An 18,904-nucleotide genomic window follows, 5' to 3' on the forward strand; every position below is an offset into this window, starting at 1 on the left:
CGTGAACAGACGTGATTTTCTCAAAGTAGCGTCCGGCGGGGCGCTGCTGCTGGGGGGATCGTCCGCGAGTTGTGCCGCGGCGCTTAACCGCCCGCCGATCCCCGGCGCGCTGGGTATGCTCTACGACTCCACACTCTGCGTCGGTTGCCAGGCCTGCGTCACGCGCTGCCAGGATATCAACACGCCGCAGCGCAACCCGCAAGGCGAACAAACCTGGTCGAATAACGACAAACTCTCGCCTTACACCAACAACATCATTCAGGTCTGGCACAGCGGCAACGGCCAGAATAAAGACCAACTGCAAGACGGCTACGCCTATATCAAAAAGCAGTGCATGCACTGTGTCGATGCCAACTGTGTTTCCGTCTGCCCGGTGCAGGCGCTGAAAAAAGACGGCAAAACCGGCATCGTCCATTACGACGCCAGCGTCTGTACCGGCTGTCGTTACTGCATGGTGGCCTGTCCGTTCGACGTACCGAAGTATGACTACAACAACCCCTTCGGCGCGCTGCACAAGTGTGAACTCTGCAACCAGAAAGGCGTTGAACGGCTGGATAACGGCGAACTGCCCGGCTGTGTTGAAGTCTGCCCGGCGGGCGCGGTGATCTTCGGCACCCGCGAAGAACTGCTGGACGAGGCGAAAAAGCGCCTCGCGCTGAAACCCGGCTCTCAGTACGCCTACCCGCGTCAAACCCTGCAAACCGGGGATGCTTATCGGCACACTGTCGCCAGCTACTACCCGCATCTTTATGGTGAAAACGAGGGCGGCGGTACGCAGGTGCTGGTGCTTTCCGGCGTGCCGTATGAAGCGTTGGGCCTGCCAGTGCTGGACGATTTAGCCACCGGCGCGCGTTCTGAACACGTTCAGCACACGGTCTACAAAGGCATGATGTTGCCGCTTGCCGTGCTGGTCGGGTTGACCGCGCTGGTGCGGCGCAACACGAAAAATGATCATCACGATGGAGGTGACCATGAGTCATGATCCACAAGCGATGGGCGGCAAGCTGCTCAGCAAACCGGTGCTGCTGTTTGCCCCGCTGATCGTGCTGTGCGGGATCTTTATCCTCAAGCGTTTGATCTTCGGTCTCGGATCGGTCTCCGATCTTAACGGCGGTTATCCGTGGGGGATATGGATCGCCTTCGATTTGCTGATCGGCACCGGGTTTGCCTGCGGCGGCTGGGCGCTGGCCTGGGCGGTGTATGTCTTCAACCGTGGCGAATATCACCCGCTGGTACGCCCGGCATTGCTTTGCAGCCTGTTCGGTTACTCCCTCGGCGGTTTATCCATCACTATTGATGTTGGTCGCTACTGGAACCTGCCTTACTTCTATATTCCTGGCCATTTCAACGTGAATTCGGTGCTGTTCGAAACCGCCGTCTGCATGACGATTTACATCGGCGTGATGGCGCTGGAGTTCGCCCCGGCGCTGCTGGAGCGCCTCGGCTGGAAAGTCTCTTTGCGCCGCCTGAACAAGGTGATGTTTTTCATTATTGCCCTCGGCGCGCTGCTGCCGACCATGCACCAGTCGTCGATGGGATCGCTGATGATTGCTGCCGGATACAAGGTTTACCCCTTGTGGCAAAGCTATGAAATGCTGCCGGTTTTCTCGCTGCTCACCGCGTTCATTATGGGTTTCTCGATTGTGATCTTCGAAGGCTCATTAATGCAGGCTAGCCTGCGCGGTTCCGGGCCAAACGAAAAACGGCTGTTCAGCAAACTGACGAGTATTCTGAGCGTACTGCTGGCGCTGTTTTTACTGCTGCGCGTTGGCGAAATAAGCTGGCGGGAAAAATGGCACTACGCCTTCGAAGGCGATGGCTATAGCCTGCTGTTCTGGCTGGAACTGGCGCTGTTGGCGTTCCCGCTGCTTATCCTGCGCGTGCCGCGTTTGCGTCACGATTCGCGCTTTTTGTTCCTCGGCGCGTTAAGCATGCTGCTCGGCTGCGCTCTGTGGCGGCTCTCCTATTCGCTGTTGGCCTTTAACCCCGGCAACGGCTACCACTACTTCCCGACGGGGGAAGAGTTATTGATTTCTATTGGTTTTGTGGCAATTGAAGTGTGTGCGTACATCTTACTGATACGTCTGTTGCCGATTATTCCACCGTTAAAAACACCTGCGCGACATGAGGCGAGTGAAGCATGAGCCAACGTATCACCATTGATCCGGTGACCCGCATTGAGGGTCATTTACGCATTGATTGCGAAATTGAAAACGGCGTGGTCACCAAAGCCTGGTCGTCAGGAACCATGTGGCGCGGCATGGAAGAGATAGTCAAAAGCAGCGACCCGCGCGATGCGTGGATAATCATGCAGCGTATCTGTGGCGTCTGCACCACCATTCACGCCATCGCGTCGGTGCGGGCAGTGGAAAGCGCGGTGCAGGCGAAGGTGCCGCTTAACGCTCAGTACATCCGCAATATCATTCTCGCGGCGCACTCGATTCACGATCATATCGTCCATTTCTATCAGCTTTCGGCGCTGGACTGGGTCGATATCACGTCGGCGATTAATGCCAGCCCGGCCAAAGCCGCCGCGCTGCTGCAAGGCATTTCTGACTGGCCGCAAAACAGCGAAAACGAATTTAAAGCGGTGCAGGAGAAGATCAAAGCGCTGGTCGCCAGCGGGCAGTTGGGTATTTTCGCCAACGGCTATTGGGGCCATCCGGCAATGCAACTGCCGCCGGAAGTGAACCTGATTGCGGTGGCGCACTATCTCCAGGCGCTGGAGTGCCAGCGCGACGCCAACCGCATTGTGGCGCTGCTTGGCGGTAAGTCGCCGCATATTCAGAACCTTGCGGTCGGCGGCGTGGCGAACCCGATCAATCTGGACGCCATTGAAGTACTGAATCTTGAACGGCTGATGTACCTCAAGTCGTTTATCGACAAGCTGCACGGCTTTATTGAACAGGTTTATAAAGTCGATACGGCGGTGATCGCGGCGTTTTACCCGCAGTGGCTGACGCACGGCAAAGGCGCGGTGAATTATCTCAGTACGCCGGAGTTTCCAACCGACGCGAGTAACGGCAGCTTCTTGTTTGCGGGCGGCTATATCGAAAATGCCGATCTCACTACCTACCGCGAGATCAACAGCTATAACGATCCGTTTCTTATCAAAGGCATTCAGGAGAGCGCCAAACACGCCTGGTATCAGGACGATGCGCCGCAAGCGCCGTGGCAGGGCACGACGCTGCCGAACTACACTGGCTGGCAGGAAGAGGGCAAATATTCGTGGGTGAAATCGCCGACCTTCTACGGCAAAACGGTGGAAGTGGGGCCGCTGGCGAACCTGTTCTGCAAGCTGGCGGCAAAACACCCCACCACCACGGAGAAACTGCACGATATCACCGCCATTTACCAAAAACTCACCGGTAAAACGCTGGGCATAGAACAACTGCACTCGACGCTCGGGCGCATTATCGGGCGCACGGTTCACGCTTGCGAACTGCACGGCGTATTACAGAACCAGTACCAGGCGCTGATCGACAATATTGGCAAAGGCGATGTAGAGACCTTTATCAAAGCGGACATTCCCGCCAGCGGCGAGTTTAAAGGCGTCGGGTTTCTCGAAGCGCCGCGCGGCATGCTCTCCCACTGGATTGTCATCAAGGATGGCAAGATCGACAACTACCAGGCGGTCGTGCCCTCAACGTGGAACGCCGGGCCGCGTAATGCGAATGATGACGCCGGGCCTTACGAACTGTCGCTGGTCGGCACGCCGATTGCCGATCCGCAAAAGCCGCTGGAAGTGGTGCGCACTATTCACTCGTTCGACCCGTGCATGTCCTGCGCGGTGCACGTGCTGGACGCCGACGGTAACGATGTGGTGTCGGTGAAGGTGTTGTGATGTCAATTTTAGTGCTCGGTGTCGGCAATATTTTACTCACCGATGAGGCGATCGGCGTTCGCATCGTGGAAGCGCTGGAGCAGCGTTACAGCCTGCCGGAAAACGTCGAGGTGCTGGACGGCGGCACCGCGGGAATGGAGCTGCTGGGTGCGATGGCGAACCGCGATCACCTGATTATTGCCGACGCGATTGTCAGCCGTAAAAATGCGCCGGGCACCGTGCTGTGCCTGCGCGATGACGAGGTACCGACGCTGTTTCGCAATAAAATTTCGCCCCATCAACTGGGGCTGTCGGATGTGCTGTCGGCCCTGCGTTTTACCGACGAGTTCCCGAAAAAACTGACATTGATTGGCGTTATCCCGGATTCGCTGGAGCCGCATATCGGGATGACGCCGGTGGTACAGGCGAGCCTTGAAACCGCGCTTGAGTGCGTGCTCTACGCGCTGCGCGAATCCGGCGTGCAGCCCCGGCTGCGGGAGGCAAAAAATGCAGGATGACGTGCCAGGGTTTGACGCTTCACCGCACGAAAAAGTGCAGGCCGCGTTTGCGACCATTTCAGCTAACGAAATGTGTGATTTGCCCTTTCTCAACCGACAAGTACCGGTTTACGTTACGCCGTTTACCCTGTTTGAAGGCCAGTGGCTCGGCTGTGTGCTGATGCCGTGGATGCTGAGTCTGCAACTTTTTCCTGGCCCGCAGCAAAACTGGACGCGGCGCAATGTGGGTCAACGCCTCGGGCTGCAACTGCCCTACGGCGCGATGACCTTTACCGTCGGCGAACTGCCCGCGTTGGGTCAGTACCTGAGTTGTTCGTTAATGTCACCGCTGGCGCGGGATTTGACCGCTGAACAAGGCACTGGACTTGCCGATAATTGCCTGAAAATGGCGCTTTCGCTGCCGGTCACCGATGCCGCCGTCAGCCGCCGCGCGTTGCTATTTGGTCAGCGAGGCGAACAGCATGCATGAGTTATCCCTGTGCCAGAACGCGGTCGAAATCATCACGCAGCAGGCGCAGCAAAACGGCGCACGGCGCGTAACCGGCGTCTGGCTGGAGATTGGCGCACTGGCCTGTGTCGAAGAGAGCGCGCTGCGCTTTGGCTTTGATATCGCCTGTCGGGAGACGCTGGCGCAGGGCTGCACACTGCATATTATTCACACGCCCGCGCAGGCCTGGTGCTGGAACTGCTGCCAGAGCGTGGAAATCACCCGGCATGACGAATGCCCGCTCTGCCACTGCCCGTCGCTACACATTGAGCACAGCGGCGGCGTGCAGATCAAAAGTATTGAAGTGGAGTAACCCAAAATGTGTATAGGCGTGCCCGGCCAGATAGTGGCAACAGGTGACGATTTTCATCAACTGGCGCAGGTCGATATTTGCGGCGTGCGCCGTGAGGTAAATATTGCGCTCATTTGCGAAGAGAGCCCGCAAACGCTGGTGGGGCAGTGGGTGCTGGTGCATGTTGGCTTCGCCATGAGCGTGATTGATGAACAAGAAGCGCTGGCGACGCTGGAGGCGCTCAGAAACCTGGATATCGACGAAACGGCGCCTCAGGGCTGAGGCGCGTCGGTGATCATCTGTGTGACCAGCGACAGATTACCGATTTTTACTTCGCTGGCGCGGTAAAACTTACTCTTATCAATCAACAGCAACGACTGCTGCGAACGGCGCAGCAACAGCGATTTAAACGCCGCGTTATGGCGCGTCGAATCCCACATTTCACCGCTTCCATCAATCCCTTCGCAGGAGAAGATGAACAGGTCAATCTCCAGCGATTTAAGCAGGCTGGCGAGCGCCGGGTTGACGTAACAGCGTTCAGTTCGCGCCAGCCGACCGCCGGAGCAGATCAACTCAATATTTGGCCGTCGCGCCATCGCCTCACACACCGGCAGGCTGTTGGTAAACACTGTTAACGGTATGTCCGGCAGTTGCCGCGCGAGGTGAAAACAGGTGGAGCTGGCATCGAGCGCCAGCGTCATCCCGGCGTCTATCCAGTTCAATGCATGGCGAGCGATATCGGCTTTATCGGCATAGTGGCTTTTGAGCCTGGCGTGAAACGGCTCGCTGCCATCCTGCTCTGGCGTATGCAGCGTGCGGGCGCGACCGTGACGGCGCACGATTTTGCCCTGCGTTTGCAGGGCATTAAGATCGCGGCGAATGGTTTCAACGCTGACGGCCAACTGCGCGGCGAGCGCGGCGGTGGTCACGGACTCGTGACCCGTCAGAAGCTGTAAAATCGCCTGCTGGCGCGCGGTTTTCATCGCTTATAACGTTACGCGCCGCGTTTATCTTCGGTATTGGTCTCGAAGTCGCTGGCGTCATGGCGTTCATGCAGTTGCTCGTTCGGCTCACCGTGGGTGCGGTTGACGATGCGCCCGCGTTTCACTGCCGGACGTTCAGAGATCTCTTTCGCCCAGCGCTGCACGTTTTTGTAACTGCCAACATCAAGGAATTCCGCTGCGCCGTAGACCGAGCCCAGCGCAATGCTGCCAAACCACGGCCAGACGGCCATATCGGCAATGGTGTACTCATCGCCTGCCACAAACTTATGCTTCGCCAGTTGTTTATCCAGCACGTCGAGCAGACGCTTGGCTTCCATGGTGTAGCGATTGATGGCGTACTCGATTTTCACCGGGGCGTAAGCGTAGAAGTGACCAAAACCGCCGCCGAGGAATGGTGCTGCGCCTTGCAGCCAGAATAACCAGTTCAGCGTTTCTGTCCGTCCGGCGAGATCTTTTGGCAGAAAATGACCGAATTTATCTGCCAGATAAAGTAAAATCGCGCCTGATTCAAACACGCGGGTCGGCGGCGTGGTGCTGTGGTCGCGCAGCGCCGGGATTTTTGAGTTTGGGTTAACGTCGACAAAACCGCTGGAGAACTGATCTCCTTCACCGATGCGAATCAGCCATGCATCGTACTCCGCCTCGCTGACCCCTTTTGCCAGCAGCTCTTCGAGCATAATCGTCACTTTCTGGCCGTTCGGCGTGCCCAGCGAGTAGAGTTGCAGCGGGTGTTTGCCCACCGGCAGCGTTTTGTCATGGGTCGGGCCGGAAACCGGGCGGTTGATATTGGCAAACGCGCCGCCGCCGGATTTATCCCACGTCCAGACCTTCGGGGGTTGGTAGTTATCTGACATATTGGCCTACCTTTTCATTGATATGTTGAATGTTGTTGGAGCGACCTGCCATGCAGTGTAGCAGTTGGCGCTAATGAGGATACAACACATTCCGTGGCGAAAAGAGTGGCCATTCGGGCGCATTATTTTTATCCCGCCTACACTGAGATGACTATTTAAAATACGCTGACTTAAAATAGATTTTTATTTATCACATCGTTTTAAGTGGAATTATTGTTTTATTTATTTGCCACTGGCTTATTTTAAATACACTCGGTTTAACGGCTTATTAACCATTATTTGTTATTAATATGTTTCATGTGATTGTCGATAATCGTTATGAGGGTATTTTTTTTGACTCAGTCTGGAGGAGTCGTTAGCTAATTATCTGGTCATCAATAGCGGAGATAATGATGCAGGAAATTCAGGCGATTCAGGCAAGCCCACCGCTTGCCACCACACAAGAAAACACCACGTATAAATCGGCGTTAGCAACCAGCGCAGACAATAGCGTATCTCAGGATGACAGCATTAAAGTGACACTCTCCAGCCGGGCGGAAAGTCACAAAGACATACAGGCGATAAAAGCCGGGCAGCAGGCGCAGGAAAATAAAAGGGTACAAGATCATGAAATTGATTACTCCCTGGCGATGTCCGGGATCCCGCAATACGGCGGAAAACTGGTCACCGTTATTAAACATCCTGACGGCAGAACAGAAATGATTGATACCTTTTCCGGTAAAAAGGTGACGCAGGAAGCGTTAGCACAGGCACAGAGGCTGGAAGAAAATAGCGAAACCGGGCAGTCGCAGGAGAATCAGCCAGGGCAAACCTTAACGCCCGGAGATGATATTTAGCAGACGTTAATGAAATATATTTTATATTTCAGGCGGGGCGCTTTGGTAAGAGAAAGGGTAATGACTTAACCGCCTGAAGTTCAGGCGGTTAAGAAAAGTATTATTGGCACTGAATTATGGTTTCTTTCGGTATAATGAGTTTGCTAATGTTTCCCGTTTCATGCTGGTCTGCCGCGCAGAAAAGGGCCACGGAAAGCAGCGTTGCGGGCTCCTCAGCGCTTCGTCTTGTTATGCTTTTCTTTATACTCTGCAATCGCCTGGTTGACGTTATCCGTTTCGAGGCTATCGACTTTTTCGCCGTCTAAAAACACGTCGTAATGACCGGATACATATTTGAACGTAAAAATCTTATCCTGGTAACGAACACGTTTCTCTTTTACCGATAGGCCCCTGCTGCGCATAGCCACGCGAGCCATCGTATCTATCTTTATATTTTTCATGATGATTTTACTTACCGTTGCAGGTTGTTTGCGATGTGAAGTAGTGCACCTGGCCGGAGAATGTTAATTTTGCCTCTTATCCAAGAGAAGTAGAGGTTGCCAGAAAAACACCACCAAGACCAGGTGAAATTGCGGTGTTGGGCCGTTACAGGGGCGGATATTTATTTTTCTCAGCAAGTTAGTTCGTTAAAAAATAACACTTAATAAGTACTAGCAAACGTTACTAATACGTTTTTTCCGAATGTGCGCTAATGGGGAAATACCCCTAAAAAGAGCAGGCTACAAATCCTGAAACAGGTATATGCTATGCAACATATAATTTTCCCCGCCTGTTCGCTGAGAAAAGAAGAGGATGAAACATGCAACGTATTGCTATACCCGCGAACTATGTTCACACCCGTACCACGCCGTTCTGGACAAAAGAAACCGCTCCGGCGTCCATCTGGAAACGCCATCTTGATGCCGGCACCCGCCAGGGCGTTTACCCGCGTTTGAGCGTGTATCGCGGCGCGATCCGTTATTACGGTTACGCCGATGAAACCAGCCCGCAACCCGTTGAAACGCTGACGATTAATGCCGGAGAGTTCGGTGTCTTTCCGCCGGAAAAATGGCATAACATTGAAGCGCTCACCGATGACACGCTATTCAATGTTGATTTCTATGTTGACCCAAAAATTTTGCTTGAAGGCTGAGGTATTCACCATGACCACTGACAATAAAGGCTATTCGCTGGCGGTTGCAAACCGGAGTAATAATCAAAGCGCAGAAAAAGTTTATCTCAAACCGATGGCGTTATATCTCCCGGATATTGCCGCCCAGGCCGTATCTGAACTGGTTTCCCGGCTCCCAGGTGCCACTGAGAATAGCGCGGAATATGTGCTGACGGTGACCAATAACAATAATGGTGTTTCGGTAGATAAAGACTTTACCCGCCTGGCTGAATTACACGATCCGCTTATTGCCGCCGACGCGGTAAAGGATCTGATTAATATCGTTCGCGGTTATGAATCGGATGAAGAAACCAATGTCTGCGGCTGGTAAGCGCAGGCTGGTTCGCTTCGCGCCCGGTTCACATCGGGCGTTTTTCTAGAAGTTATCAATAAACCGCTTCACCGCAGGCGATCGTTCAAACTTCCGCCAGGCCAGCGCCACATCGGTTTTCAGCGTGCTTTGCGCCACCGAGTGAAAGGTCACCATCGGGTGGCTGAAACAGGCCATCGATTGCGGAATAATGGCAAACCCGAAACCGGCGGCCACCATACTGAGCGACGATGAGAACTGCGACGCTTGTTGCTGGTTTTCCATCTCGATACCCGCGCGTAAACAGGCGTTATACACCAGTTCATAAAGCCCCGGCGCAACCTCTTGCGGAAAGATAACCAACGGCGTGTGCTGCAATTCAGAAAGGGCGATTTCAGCTCTGGCCGAGAGCGGATGCGTCCGGTGCAGCGCTATCAGCATCGGCTCTTCATCAATAAATTTTAGTTTGAACATCTTGCTGTTTTCGCACGGCAGACGCACGAAGGCGACGTCGATTATTCCCTCATCCAGCTCCTGCATCAGCGTCGCCATATTGTCCTCTTTCTGATGCAGCACCACCTGCGGATAAGCATGCTGGAACTGGCGCAGCACCGAGAAAAAGTGCGTGTGAAAGGCGTTAGAGCTAGTAACGCCGAGATAGAGCTTACCGTTAATTCCCCGCGCTATCCCTTTCGCTTTTTCCAGCGCCGCATCGCTCATGGCGATTATCTGGCAGGCATCTTCATAGAACGCCTCCCCGGCGTCGGTCAGCGTGACGCCACGTGTCTGGCGATGAAACAGCGGCGTGCCCACTTCTTGTTCCAGCCGACGGATTTGCTGGCTAAGGGGAGGCTGCGACATGCCCAGCATTTCTGCGGCGCGGGTGAAATGTTGCGTCTGCGCAACAGCGACAAAATAGCGTAGATAACGAAGTTCCATATCGAAAGCATCTCAAACCCTGATGCTTTGTATATTGGAATCCCTTGCTGAAACGAGTCAATATTTAATCAGCTTTTCTAATCATCTACACAGTGAGGATAATGATGGTGGGTCAAGTAACTGATTGTTCTTGCGAGGGAAATATTCAGGAAACAATTCGTGCTTTTTCAGAAAGCAAGCCAAATAGCGTGATATATCAAACATCGCTAATGAGTGCGCTACTGAGTGGCGTTTACGAAGGGAACCGGACTATCAAAGATCTGCTCTCTCACGGCGATTTTGGGCTTGGCACGTTTAATGAACTGGATGGCGAGCTCATCGCGTTTAATAGCGAAGTCTATCAATTACGCGCCGACGGCAGCGCCAGGGAAGCACAACCGCAGCAGAAAACACCCTTTGCGGTGATGACCTGGTTTACGCCGCAGTATCGCCACGTCTTCGACCAACCTGTCAGCCGCCAGGCGCTGCATGAGGTGATTGATAAGCAGATCCCCTCCGATAACCTGTTTTGCGCCCTGCGTATTGATGGTCATTTCCGCCACGCCCATACCCGCACCGTACCGCGCCAGACGCCGCCTTACCGCGCCATGACCGATGTACTCGACGACCAACCGGTGTTTCGCTTTAACGGCCGCGATGGCGTGCTGGTTGGCTTTCGCACCCCTCAGCATATGCAGGGGATCAACGTTGCGGGCTACCACGAACACTTTATTACCGACGATCGCCACGGCGGCGGTCACCTGCTCGATTATCAGCTTGACCACGGCACGCTGACCTTCGGCGAAATCCATCAATTGATGATTGATCTCCCGGCGGATGCCGCGTTTCTCAACGCGGATTTGCACCCGGACAACCTGGATGCCGCTATTCGTTCGGTAGAGAGTTAAGACACATTTAAGGAGTAAGTCATGAGCAATGAACGCCATACCCAACAGTGGGCACACGGTGCCGACATGGTGGTGGGCCAACTGGAAGCTCAGGGCGTCAAACAGGTTTTCGGCATTCCCGGTGCCAAAATCGACAAAGTGTTTGATTCCCTTCTCGATTCAACGATTCAAATTATTCCGGTGCGCCACGAAGCCAACGCCGCATTTATGGCGGCGGCCGTCGGGCGCATCACCGGCAAAGCGGGCGTTGCGCTGGTAACCTCCGGCCCGGGTTGTTCCAATTTGATAACCGGCATGGCGACTGCCAATAGCGAAGGCGACCCGGTAGTGGCGCTGGGCGGGGCGGTAAAACGCGCCGATAAAGCCAAGCTGGTGCACCAGAGCATGGACACCGTGGCGATGTTCAGCCCGGTAACCAAATACGCGGTGGAAATCTCATCGTCAGATGCGATTGGCGAAGTGGTTTCGAACGCCTTTCGCGCCGCCGAGCAAGGGCGGCCGGGCAGCGCGTTCGTCAGCATTCCGCAGGATATCTCTGATCAACCCGCCAGTGGCAATATCTTGCCTTCATGCGCCGTTCCGCAACTCGGCTCTGCACCGGATGTGATGATCGACGACGTGGCAAAATTGATTACCAGTGCGAAAAACCCGGTGTTCCTGCTCGGGCTGATGGCCAGCCGTCAGGAAAATATCGCCGCGCTGCATCAACTGCTGGAAAAAAGCCATATCCCGGTGACCAGCACCTACCAGGCCGCAGGCGCGATAAACCAGCAACATTTCACCCGTTTTGCCGGGCGCGTGGGCTTGTTTAACAACCAGGCAGGCGACAGGTTGCTGCATCTGGCGGATCTGATTATCTGTATTGGTTACAGCCCGGTGGAATATGAACCGGCGATGTGGAACACCGGCGAGGCGAGGCTGGTGCATATCGACGTGCTGCCTGCGTATGAAGAACGGAATTACGCTCCGGATGTTGAGCTGATTGGCGATATCGCCAGTACGCTTGGCAAGCTGGCGACGAAAATCGAGCAACCGCTGGTGCTTTCGCCGCACGCGTCGGAAATCTTGATTGATCGGCGCAATCAACGTGAATTACTCAGCCGCAAAGGGGCGCAACTCAGCCAGTTCGCCATCCACCCGCTGCGTATCGTGCGGGCGATGCAGGACATTGTGAATAACGATGTCACCCTGACGGTGGATATGGGCAGCTTCCATATCTGGATTGCCCGCTATCTCTATAGCTTCCGCGCCCGCCAGATGATGATCTCCAACGGCCAGCAGACGATGGGCGTTGCCCTGCCGTGGGCGATAGGCGCCTGGCTGGTCAATCCGGGGCGCAAAGTAGTCTCTGTTTCCGGCGATGGCGGGTTTTTGCAATCCAGCATGGAGCTGGAAACCGCCGTGCGGTTAAAGGCAAATATTCTGCACATCATCTGGGTTGATAACGCCTACAACATGGTGGCTATCCAGGAAGAGAAAAAATACCAGCGCCTCTCCGGCGTGAACTTTGGCGCGGTGGATTTTAAAGCCTATGCAGAGTCCTTTGGCGCGAAAGGTTTTGCCGTGGAGAGTACGGCAGCGCTGGAGCCAACACTACGCGCGGCGATGGATACGCAAGGCCCGGCAGTGGTCGCGATCCCGGTGGATTACAGCGATAACCCGCTGTTGATGGGGCAGCTTAATCTCAGCCAGATTCTTTAACCCTAAGGAGTTCGGCGTGCGCGGCTTAACGCAGACCGCCGCGCGAGTTCTCGCCCCGCCAGACATTACCGTTAACGGCTATTGCCCTGGGATCGTGAAAATGCCGGTGGGCGGAAATCGATCGCCAGGAGTCAGAAGCGGCGGGAAAACATGAGCGATTTCACCTGGTAATGCGCAACAGCTACTGGAATGAACTGTGCGCTCTGGATTAAAACCCGCCTGAACCCCGGCGGGTTTTTTATATCGTGCCGCCATATTTATAAAATAAATTAAAAACGCTATTGCTATGCCATCGGCGAATATACTGTATTTCTTCGATCCCACTATTTCGCAATAAAACCAGTTCCATCTCTCATTTCTTACTTTTTTAAGCAGTTGCCTGGCTGATTTTTCTCGGCTTATGCCAAAGCTCACAAATCCAGTACGTAAACTTGTATGGTAGTAGACTCCAAATTATGAAGAGGGATAACGTGAACGCCGTGACGTTTTTGTCGTAAACAGATTCCAGAAAAAACTGGACAGCGTTTAACGAAACAATCCTCTGATGGAGTTTTATGTCTATGATAAATAAACTCATTAACCAGGCTGTGAGCCTGAGCGGCTACGGGGAAAAATGATGACCCCTAAAAACCGTAAAGTCACCATTCCCGTCAGTATTGGCTACGGTATGACGGATATTATGGGCGGCGGCGCGTTTACCGTTATTGGCGCGTGGCTGCTCTTCTACTACACCACTTTTGTGGGCCTATCCCCCCTGGAGGCTGCATCCATTGTCGCCATTGCCCGTATTGTTGACGCCATCGTTAGCTTGTTTATGGGCAGCTTTACCGATCATTTCTATAAAAACTATTTCGGCAAAAAATTTGGTCGACGCCGTTTCTTCTTATTGATCGGCGCGCCGCTGATGCTGGTCTATATCCTGCTGTGGCTGAATGGGATGAACTTCTGGTTTTATCTCGCCGTTTATCTGGCCTTTGAGATTATCGCCGCGATGGTGCTGATCCCATGGGAAACGCTGCCGTCAGAAATGACCAAAGATTTCAACGACCGCACCAAACTCTCGACCTGCCGTATGTTTCTTTCCGCTTCCGGTACTTTCCTCGCCACCTTTATTCCGGGTTTGCTGATTGGCTGGCTGGGCGAAAAAAATGCCGATGCCTATCTGATCAACGGTATTGTTTTTGCGGTGCTGTTTATGTTCTGCGTTTTCCTCTCCTGGAAAGTGACCTGGGAACGGGAATTAACGCCGGAAATGCTGGCCGAAATGGAAAAAGCGGATCAGCCGCGCAGCATGGCGCAAAAACTCTCGGGTATTGGCAAGCTGTTTAAAGATTATGCCTCCACGCTGAAAATACGCGCGTTTCGCAAACATCTGGCTATCTACCTTTTTTCATTTACCGGAAAAGACGTTTACAACACCGTGTTCGTTTTCTTCTGCGTCTACTGCCTGAATGTTTCTTCTTCGCTGGCGGGAACGCTGCTGTCGATGAGTATTGTCGGTTTGCCGGTCACGCTGGCGGCGGGTGTGGCGATCATTAAATATGGCCCATCGCGGCTGTATGTTTTTGCCTACAGCCTGATGATATTGTGTCTCGGCGGTTTTTTCCTCGTCTATCAATTCCCGACAGAAAATAAAGTGATGCTGCTGGTGATCCTCGCCGGGGTGTATCAGGTCGGGCGTTGTGTGCTGGAGTTCACACCGTGGAATGTCTTCCCGTTTATCCCGGATATTGACGAAATGGTCACGCGCCAGCGCCGTGAAGGGTTGTTTGCTGCGGTGATGACGTTCTCACGCAAAACTACGGTCGCCATCGCTACCTTTGCGGTCGGGCTATTGCTGCAAAGCGGCGGCTTTGTCAAAGGCAGCCAGGTGCAGCCGCAGGAAGCGATCGACACCATTGTGCTGCTGCTGTTTGTCGGGACTGTGGGTTTACTGCTGGTCGCTTTATGGCAAGCATTAACCTTCCATCTGAACAAACGCACGCACCGGATTTTTGTCGACGAGCTTGAACGTCTGAAAGCGAATGGCCTGAAGCAAAATGTGACGCCAGAAGCACGTCATATTGTGGAGGACCTCACAGGCTACCGCTATGATGACCTCTGGTCCGACGCACCGGCAAAAGAGATGAAGTCCGCAGCGCCGTCGTTAAGCTAAGAAAACCACTCCAGGCCATGCCGTTGTGCATGGCCTAAAAAACACTTCACTCTCCAGGCTTGTCGCCACTGTACCGGTCAATGTTACCTCTTCTTTATCTGAATCATCCATTTAACCCCACAATATTGTTATATTTCGTTAAATATATAGAAATTTATTTTATTACCGGTTGTTGTATAACGAATGAATATTAATTTGTTGATTTAATCTGATAAATATCACGCAAGCGTCTTTTTTGGATGAAAGTGTAATAACAAAGCCCTATATTTGCTGTCCGATATAAGAATATTTTTCCACACCAAGGATTTTTATTTCGATGTAGCCTTTTAATAAGGAAGGCTTCGGTCAACTATTTGTAGGAGATAATGTATGACCTCAGGTGAAAATGCACCGTTATTTTCGCGCGTTATGTTATGGGTAAATGAACGATTTCCTTTATCTAATGCCCCACTTTTTATTCTTGTTTATATTCTGACGATGGCTGTTGTTTCGACAGTCTATAAAGATGTGACCATCGCGCATATTATTATCGGTAGCCTGTTATCCTTTTCTTTTTTTTTACTGCTGAGAGTGCTCGATGAGCATAAAGATTATAAGGATGACTGCGTTCAGCACCCAGAAAGGGTGTTGCAACGGGGAATAATTCGGCTGGTGCACTTAAAATTTATTGGTCTTATTTGCATCCTGATACAACTGGGCGGCATGGTACTGCTGGCGCCAGGTCTGAAGCCAATGCTGATGAGTTGGGGGCTGATGCTGTTGTGGACGCTATTAATGACCAAAGAATTCTTTGTGGCCGAGTGGTTAAAACAACACTTTTTCCTGTATGCCTTTTCCCACACGCTTATCATGCCTTTCGTTATTTGGTGGCTGGCGACGCTCACTTTCCCAGAGATAACACTCAACACATCGATGGTTTTATTAATGGCGTTATCATTTTTTTCTGGGTTGAGCTTCGAAATAACCCGTAAATGCAAAGGCCCGGATGAAGACAGGCCTGATGTGACAACCTACTCCCAGTTATATGGTCGACCACTTTCCATCGTGTTAATTATTTTGTTATTGGCCGCAATGATATTGGCGCAATATTCGCTTATTTTAACGGCTCGCGGCGAAATACCATTCTGGTTTTATATTGTTAGCGCTCTGATAAATGTTCTTACTGTTGGGCAATTGTTTCGTTTTCTGTTGAAAGCTAATAAATCCAACAGAAAGAAGAATGAGGCTATGGTCGGTCTGGCGATGTTGACAGGATATTCGCTTTGTATCGCTGCAATGTATTTTTAAGTGAAAGGGAGTTGTAATAATTATGGATGATGTAATAACCGCCACGATTGTTGATGTACAACACAGTGAATTTACCTTGCAGCTCGAAACGGAGGCGCGGTGTGATTCTCTGAATTCATTATTAGGCCAGACCCTATCTTTATATGGAAAGCACCTTCGTTTACCCGCAACGAAAGTTTTACGTAAAGAACGCCATCAGGGCGGTGGCTGGCTAGTGACATTAACCTGTCGCTCTGCCCAGGAAAATAAAGAGTGCTACTGGCAATTGAAACTTTGCCAGCCGCCAAAAGAAACGCCGCGCCTTACACCTGCTTTGCCCAGACGTCATTTCTATTCATGGAGTGAAGGCGATAGACAAAAAAGATTGGCATATCTGCGAAAGCATACCGGACATCATCTGGAGCAGCTTGCCAATACCCGTTTGCAGGCGGAAAAACTCACCAAAAATCTGGAAGGATTTATTGGTTCCGTAGAAATTCCTGTAGGCATCGCCGGGCCGCTGCTTATCAACGGACAATATGCCAGAGAAACATTTTACGCGCCGATGGCGACCAGCGAAGGTGCGCTGGTTGCCTCTGTGTCCCGCGGTGCCAGCGCGATTACACAGAGTGGCGGTGCCACTGCGCAGGTCATCGGTCAGAGAATGATGCGGGTGCCGCGTTTTGAATTCCGCTCCGTGCTTGACTGCCGCGCTTTTTGCGCGTGGGCAGAGGACTATTTTGCGGAAATCAGTACCGTCGTAAGCCTTCACTCCCGCTTTGCGCGCCTTACGCAACTTAGCCCCCGCGTTATCGGTAATGCCGTCCATTTAGCGTTTATTTATCACACAGCAGATGCGGCCGGGCAAAATATGACCACCACCTGCACCTGGCAGGCCTGCCAGTGGATGCTGGCGCATCTTCCGGCATCGCTCGCACCGCAGCGGTACATTCTGGAAAGCAATCTCTCCAGTGATAAAAAAACCTCCTGGGGGAGCTTTGCACAGGGCCGGGGAACGCAGGTCATTGCGGAAGCCACGCTTACGGAAGAGGCGTGCCGGTCACAATTACGGATCGCGCCAGCACAACTGGTCGAGGCTTTTCATGGCTTTTGTGAAGGCTCCGTTGCGGTGGGCATGACCGGCCTGAACATCAACACCGCCAATGCCATTGCGGCGATGTTCACCGCACTTGGCCAGGACATTGCCTGTAGCCATGAGTCTTCGCTTTCACAGCTACAGATGCGCCTGACCCCCGAAGGCGGTGTCTATTGCAGTATCACGCTGCCCGCGTTGGTCATCGGCACGGTTGGCGGGGGGACAGCACTTCCAGACCAGGCGGAATGCTTGGCAATGCTTGGTTGCCAGGGGACAAATGGCAGCCAGAGGCTGGCGGAAATTATTGCGGCTTTTTGCCTGGCGCTGGACATTTCAACGCTCAGTGCGCTCGCCAGCGATGAATTTGCGAAATCCCATGAAACGCTTGGCCGTCAGCGCGGAAAAGGGCATACCGGCAAAGGCATCAGCGATCCGTTGATCCACTGCTTTCGCCACGCAAGTTATACCCCGGCCTGGGGTTCCCGTCCCCCTGTCGATATTCATCCGGCACGCTGGCAGGGCAACCAGAACAGCATCCTGACCACATTAAGTCATCATGAGGAGATGTTGCCCGTCGGGATTTTTGCCTATCGTCTGCAACGCGATGAGGGCTCCATCGTTGACGCTGTCTTAAAACATAAACCGCAAAACCACGCTATTGCGAACCTGCTGCACTCCCTTGCCGCCGGGTGTACACAGAGCATTGCCGAACAACTGGCTCGTTGGCTTCCCCACAGCGAATTCTGTCATGCGCGGGAAAGAGAGATGGCGATCATTGCGCAAACAGATCCTGCTTTCACCCGGCATGCGCCGACGCTGTATGGCACCTACGAAGACGGTAAGCACAGCGTCATTATTGAGGAGTTACTTCACCATGAGCTGATGCTGAACAGCATTTCCAGCGGTGCTCGCTGGCAGCCTGAACACATCAATGCTGCCCTGCAAGGCATCGCCCATATTCATGCGCTGTGGTACCGCCAGCAGGATGACCTGCAAAAACGTTTTCAGCACATTGTAATTCCCGATGAACAGCAGATCGCCGAGATGGCTCCGCTTTGGCAAGAGATCGCCGAATTTAGCCACCGCACCAATCCGCAACTCTTCACCACCGAGTTGTTGCATCACTGGCTGACATGTGCAGAAACCAGTGCCGCCGCCTGGCGTGAACTGGAATCCATGCCACGCACGCTGGTTCATAACGATTTTAATATCCGCAATATCGCGTTACGCCAGGAGAGCCTGCGGCTGTGCTGCTGGGACTGGGAACTCGCGACATTGCACGTTCCGCAGCGCGATCTCGCCGAACTGTTAACCAGCACCCTGACGGAAAACACCACGCAACAAGAGGTTTCAGGACATGTGGAATACCACCGCCAACAGCTGGAGAACCTGCTCGGTTCGCCAGTTGATGCCGGGGAGTGGTATCGCGGTTATTGCCTGGCGCTGCGCGATTTTGGCATGAGAAGACTGTCGTTTTACTTAATGCTCCAGCATGTGAAACCGCAACCGTGGTTCCCTGCCATCCTGAAAACATGGGCGCGGCTGGTCGCGCTATCTCAATAAAGACGTAAGTAAAAGGAGTTACT

19 protein-coding genes and 1 pseudogene are annotated in these 18,904 nt (G+C 53.1%); 16 read left to right on the plus strand and 4 right to left on the minus strand.

All coding sequences use genetic code 11. From position 1 onward, the window contains the following. Position 1: 1 nt before the first annotated feature. The 7 genes from hybA to hybG are packed head-to-tail and all read left to right on the plus strand — an operon-like array spanning position 2 to position 5,402. Positions 2-982: a hydrogenase 2 operon protein HybA gene (gene hybA, locus Q5705_14465; protein ID WLI75787.1), complete on the plus strand. Its 981-nt coding sequence runs from the start codon at positions 2-4 to the stop codon at positions 980-982. Continuing rightward, a complete protein-coding gene (hybB, locus tag Q5705_14470; GenBank protein WLI75788.1) occupies positions 972-2,144 on the plus strand; it encodes a Ni/Fe-hydrogenase cytochrome b subunit in 1,173 nt (390 codons plus the stop codon). Before hybA ends, hybB begins: the two co-directional genes overlap by 11 nt. Further along, a complete protein-coding gene (gene hybC / locus Q5705_14475; protein WLI75789.1) occupies positions 2,141-3,844 on the plus strand; it encodes a hydrogenase 2 large subunit in 1,704 nt (567 codons plus the stop codon). The genes hybB and hybC overlap by 4 nt, the downstream gene beginning before the upstream one ends. Further along, positions 3,844-4,341: a HyaD/HybD family hydrogenase maturation endopeptidase gene (locus tag Q5705_14480; GenBank protein WLI75790.1), complete on the plus strand. Its 498-nt coding sequence runs from the start codon at positions 3,844-3,846 to the stop codon at positions 4,339-4,341. The genes hybC and Q5705_14480 overlap by 1 nt, the downstream gene beginning before the upstream one ends. Then, a complete protein-coding gene (gene hybE / locus Q5705_14485; protein ID WLI75791.1) occupies positions 4,331-4,810 on the plus strand; it encodes a hydrogenase-2 assembly chaperone in 480 nt (159 codons plus the stop codon). Before Q5705_14480 ends, hybE begins: the two co-directional genes overlap by 11 nt. Next, positions 4,803-5,141 carry a hydrogenase maturation nickel metallochaperone HypA gene (gene hypA, locus Q5705_14490; GenBank protein ID WLI75792.1) on the plus strand — a complete coding sequence of 113 codons (339 nt, stop codon included), beginning with the start codon at positions 4,803-4,805 and terminating at the stop codon, positions 5,139-5,141. Before hybE ends, hypA begins: the two co-directional genes overlap by 8 nt. Positions 5,142-5,147: 6 nt before the next feature. Continuing rightward, the gene (gene hybG / locus Q5705_14495) at positions 5,148-5,402 is read left to right on the plus strand and encodes a hydrogenase maturation factor HybG (GenBank protein WLI75793.1); all 255 of its coding nucleotides are present in this window, start codon (positions 5,148-5,150) and stop codon (positions 5,400-5,402) included. Here hybG and fucR read toward each other — a convergent pair. Further along, a complete protein-coding gene (gene fucR, locus Q5705_14500; protein ID WLI75794.1) occupies positions 5,393-6,103 on the minus strand; it encodes an L-fucose operon activator in 711 nt (236 codons plus the stop codon). The genes hybG and fucR overlap by 10 nt on opposite strands. Before the next feature lie 11 nt (positions 6,104-6,114). After that, entirely contained in the window at positions 6,115-6,978 is an 864-nt protein-coding gene (yghU, locus tag Q5705_14505) for a glutathione-dependent disulfide-bond oxidoreductase (GenBank protein WLI75795.1), read from the minus strand. A gap of 389 nt (positions 6,979-7,367) precedes the next feature. Here yghU and Q5705_14510 point away from each other — a divergent pair, with 389 nt between their 5' ends. Continuing rightward, the gene (locus Q5705_14510; protein ID WLI75796.1) at positions 7,368-7,814 is read left to right on the plus strand and encodes a hypothetical protein; all 447 of its coding nucleotides are present in this window, start codon (positions 7,368-7,370) and stop codon (positions 7,812-7,814) included. A gap of 212 nt (positions 7,815-8,026) precedes the next feature. On the opposite strand, the gene Q5705_14515 is transcribed toward Q5705_14510, so the two are convergent. Next, entirely contained in the window at positions 8,027-8,254 is a 228-nt protein-coding gene (locus Q5705_14515) for a hypothetical protein (protein WLI75797.1), read from the minus strand. A 359-nt stretch (positions 8,255-8,613) separates the two neighbouring features. Here Q5705_14515 and Q5705_14520 point away from each other — a divergent pair, with 359 nt between their 5' ends. After that, entirely contained in the window at positions 8,614-8,946 is a 333-nt protein-coding gene (locus tag Q5705_14520; GenBank protein WLI75798.1) for a DUF1971 domain-containing protein, read from the plus strand. A gap of 10 nt (positions 8,947-8,956) precedes the next feature. Beyond that, on the plus strand, positions 8,957-9,295 hold the full coding sequence (locus tag Q5705_14525; GenBank protein WLI75799.1) for a DUF1869 domain-containing protein: 339 nt from the start codon (positions 8,957-8,959) through the stop codon (positions 9,293-9,295). Between the two features lie 45 nt (positions 9,296-9,340). On the opposite strand, the gene Q5705_14530 is transcribed toward Q5705_14525, so the two are convergent. Further along, positions 9,341-10,213, minus strand: coding sequence for a LysR family transcriptional regulator (locus Q5705_14530; protein ID WLI75800.1), 873 nt, complete (start codon positions 10,211-10,213; stop codon positions 9,341-9,343). A gap of 104 nt (positions 10,214-10,317) precedes the next feature. Between Q5705_14530 and budA the strand changes: the two genes are divergently transcribed. From budA to Q5705_14560, 6 genes and pseudogenes are all read left to right on the plus strand, one after another. Beyond that, positions 10,318-11,100, plus strand: coding sequence for an acetolactate decarboxylase (budA, locus tag Q5705_14535; protein ID WLI75801.1), 783 nt, complete (start codon positions 10,318-10,320; stop codon positions 11,098-11,100). A 21-nt stretch (positions 11,101-11,121) separates the two neighbouring features. Beyond that, complete coding sequence (gene alsS, locus Q5705_14540; GenBank protein WLI75802.1) at positions 11,122-12,801, plus strand: acetolactate synthase AlsS; 1,680 nt, start codon at positions 11,122-11,124, stop codon at positions 12,799-12,801. Further along, positions 12,797-12,950, plus strand: a pseudogene (locus Q5705_14545) ((S)-acetoin forming diacetyl reductase). Before alsS ends, Q5705_14545 begins: the two are co-directional and overlap by 5 nt. 467 nt (positions 12,951-13,417) lie before the next feature. After that, entirely contained in the window at positions 13,418-14,956 is a 1,539-nt protein-coding gene (locus Q5705_14550) for an MFS transporter (protein ID WLI79035.1), read from the plus strand. A 369-nt stretch (positions 14,957-15,325) separates the two neighbouring features. After that, the gene (locus Q5705_14555; GenBank protein ID WLI75803.1) at positions 15,326-16,243 is read left to right on the plus strand and encodes a UbiA family prenyltransferase; all 918 of its coding nucleotides are present in this window, start codon (positions 15,326-15,328) and stop codon (positions 16,241-16,243) included. Between the two features lie 364 nt (positions 16,244-16,607). Continuing rightward, positions 16,608-18,881 carry a phosphotransferase gene (locus Q5705_14560; GenBank protein WLI75804.1) on the plus strand — a complete coding sequence of 758 codons (2,274 nt, stop codon included), beginning with the start codon at positions 16,608-16,610 and terminating at the stop codon, positions 18,879-18,881. Positions 18,882-18,904: the final 23 nt, after the last annotated feature.

The sequence above is a fragment of the Kosakonia sp. H02 genome, assembly GCA_030704225.1.
Taxonomy (GTDB): Bacteria; Pseudomonadota; Gammaproteobacteria; order Enterobacterales; family Enterobacteriaceae; genus Kosakonia.

Excerpts from the sequence above, each read along its gene's own strand:
- alsS (WLI75802.1), top strand. The coding sequence starts at position 11,122 with ATGAGCAATGAACGCCATACCCAACAGTGGGCACACGGTGCCGACATG.
- Q5705_14515 (WLI75797.1), bottom strand. The coding sequence starts at position 8,254 with ATGAAAAATATAAAGATAGATACGATGGCTCGCGTGGCTATGCGCAGC.
- hybB (WLI75788.1), top strand. The coding sequence starts at position 972 with ATGAGTCATGATCCACAAGCGATGGGCGGCAAGCTGCTCAGCAAACCG.
- Q5705_14480 (WLI75790.1), top strand. The coding sequence starts at position 3,844 with ATGTCAATTTTAGTGCTCGGTGTCGGCAATATTTTACTCACCGATGAG.
- Q5705_14520 (WLI75798.1), top strand. The coding sequence starts at position 8,614 with ATGCAACGTATTGCTATACCCGCGAACTATGTTCACACCCGTACCACG.
- Q5705_14530 (WLI75800.1), bottom strand. The coding sequence starts at position 10,213 with ATGGAACTTCGTTATCTACGCTATTTTGTCGCTGTTGCGCAGACGCAA.
- hybE (WLI75791.1), top strand. The coding sequence starts at position 4,331 with ATGCAGGATGACGTGCCAGGGTTTGACGCTTCACCGCACGAAAAAGTG.
- Q5705_14525 (WLI75799.1), top strand. The coding sequence starts at position 8,957 with ATGACCACTGACAATAAAGGCTATTCGCTGGCGGTTGCAAACCGGAGT.
- Q5705_14555 (WLI75803.1), top strand. The coding sequence starts at position 15,326 with ATGACCTCAGGTGAAAATGCACCGTTATTTTCGCGCGTTATGTTATGG.
- hypA (WLI75792.1), top strand. The coding sequence starts at position 4,803 with ATGCATGAGTTATCCCTGTGCCAGAACGCGGTCGAAATCATCACGCAG.
- yghU (WLI75795.1), bottom strand. The coding sequence starts at position 6,978 with ATGTCAGATAACTACCAACCCCCGAAGGTCTGGACGTGGGATAAATCC.
- fucR (WLI75794.1), bottom strand. The coding sequence starts at position 6,103 with ATGAAAACCGCGCGCCAGCAGGCGATTTTACAGCTTCTGACGGGTCAC.
- Q5705_14510 (WLI75796.1), top strand. The coding sequence starts at position 7,368 with ATGATGCAGGAAATTCAGGCGATTCAGGCAAGCCCACCGCTTGCCACC.
- hybC (WLI75789.1), top strand. The coding sequence starts at position 2,141 with ATGAGCCAACGTATCACCATTGATCCGGTGACCCGCATTGAGGGTCAT.
- Q5705_14550 (WLI79035.1), top strand. The coding sequence starts at position 13,418 with ATGACCCCTAAAAACCGTAAAGTCACCATTCCCGTCAGTATTGGCTAC.
- budA (WLI75801.1), top strand. The coding sequence starts at position 10,318 with ATGGTGGGTCAAGTAACTGATTGTTCTTGCGAGGGAAATATTCAGGAA.
- hybG (WLI75793.1), top strand. The coding sequence starts at position 5,148 with ATGTGTATAGGCGTGCCCGGCCAGATAGTGGCAACAGGTGACGATTTT.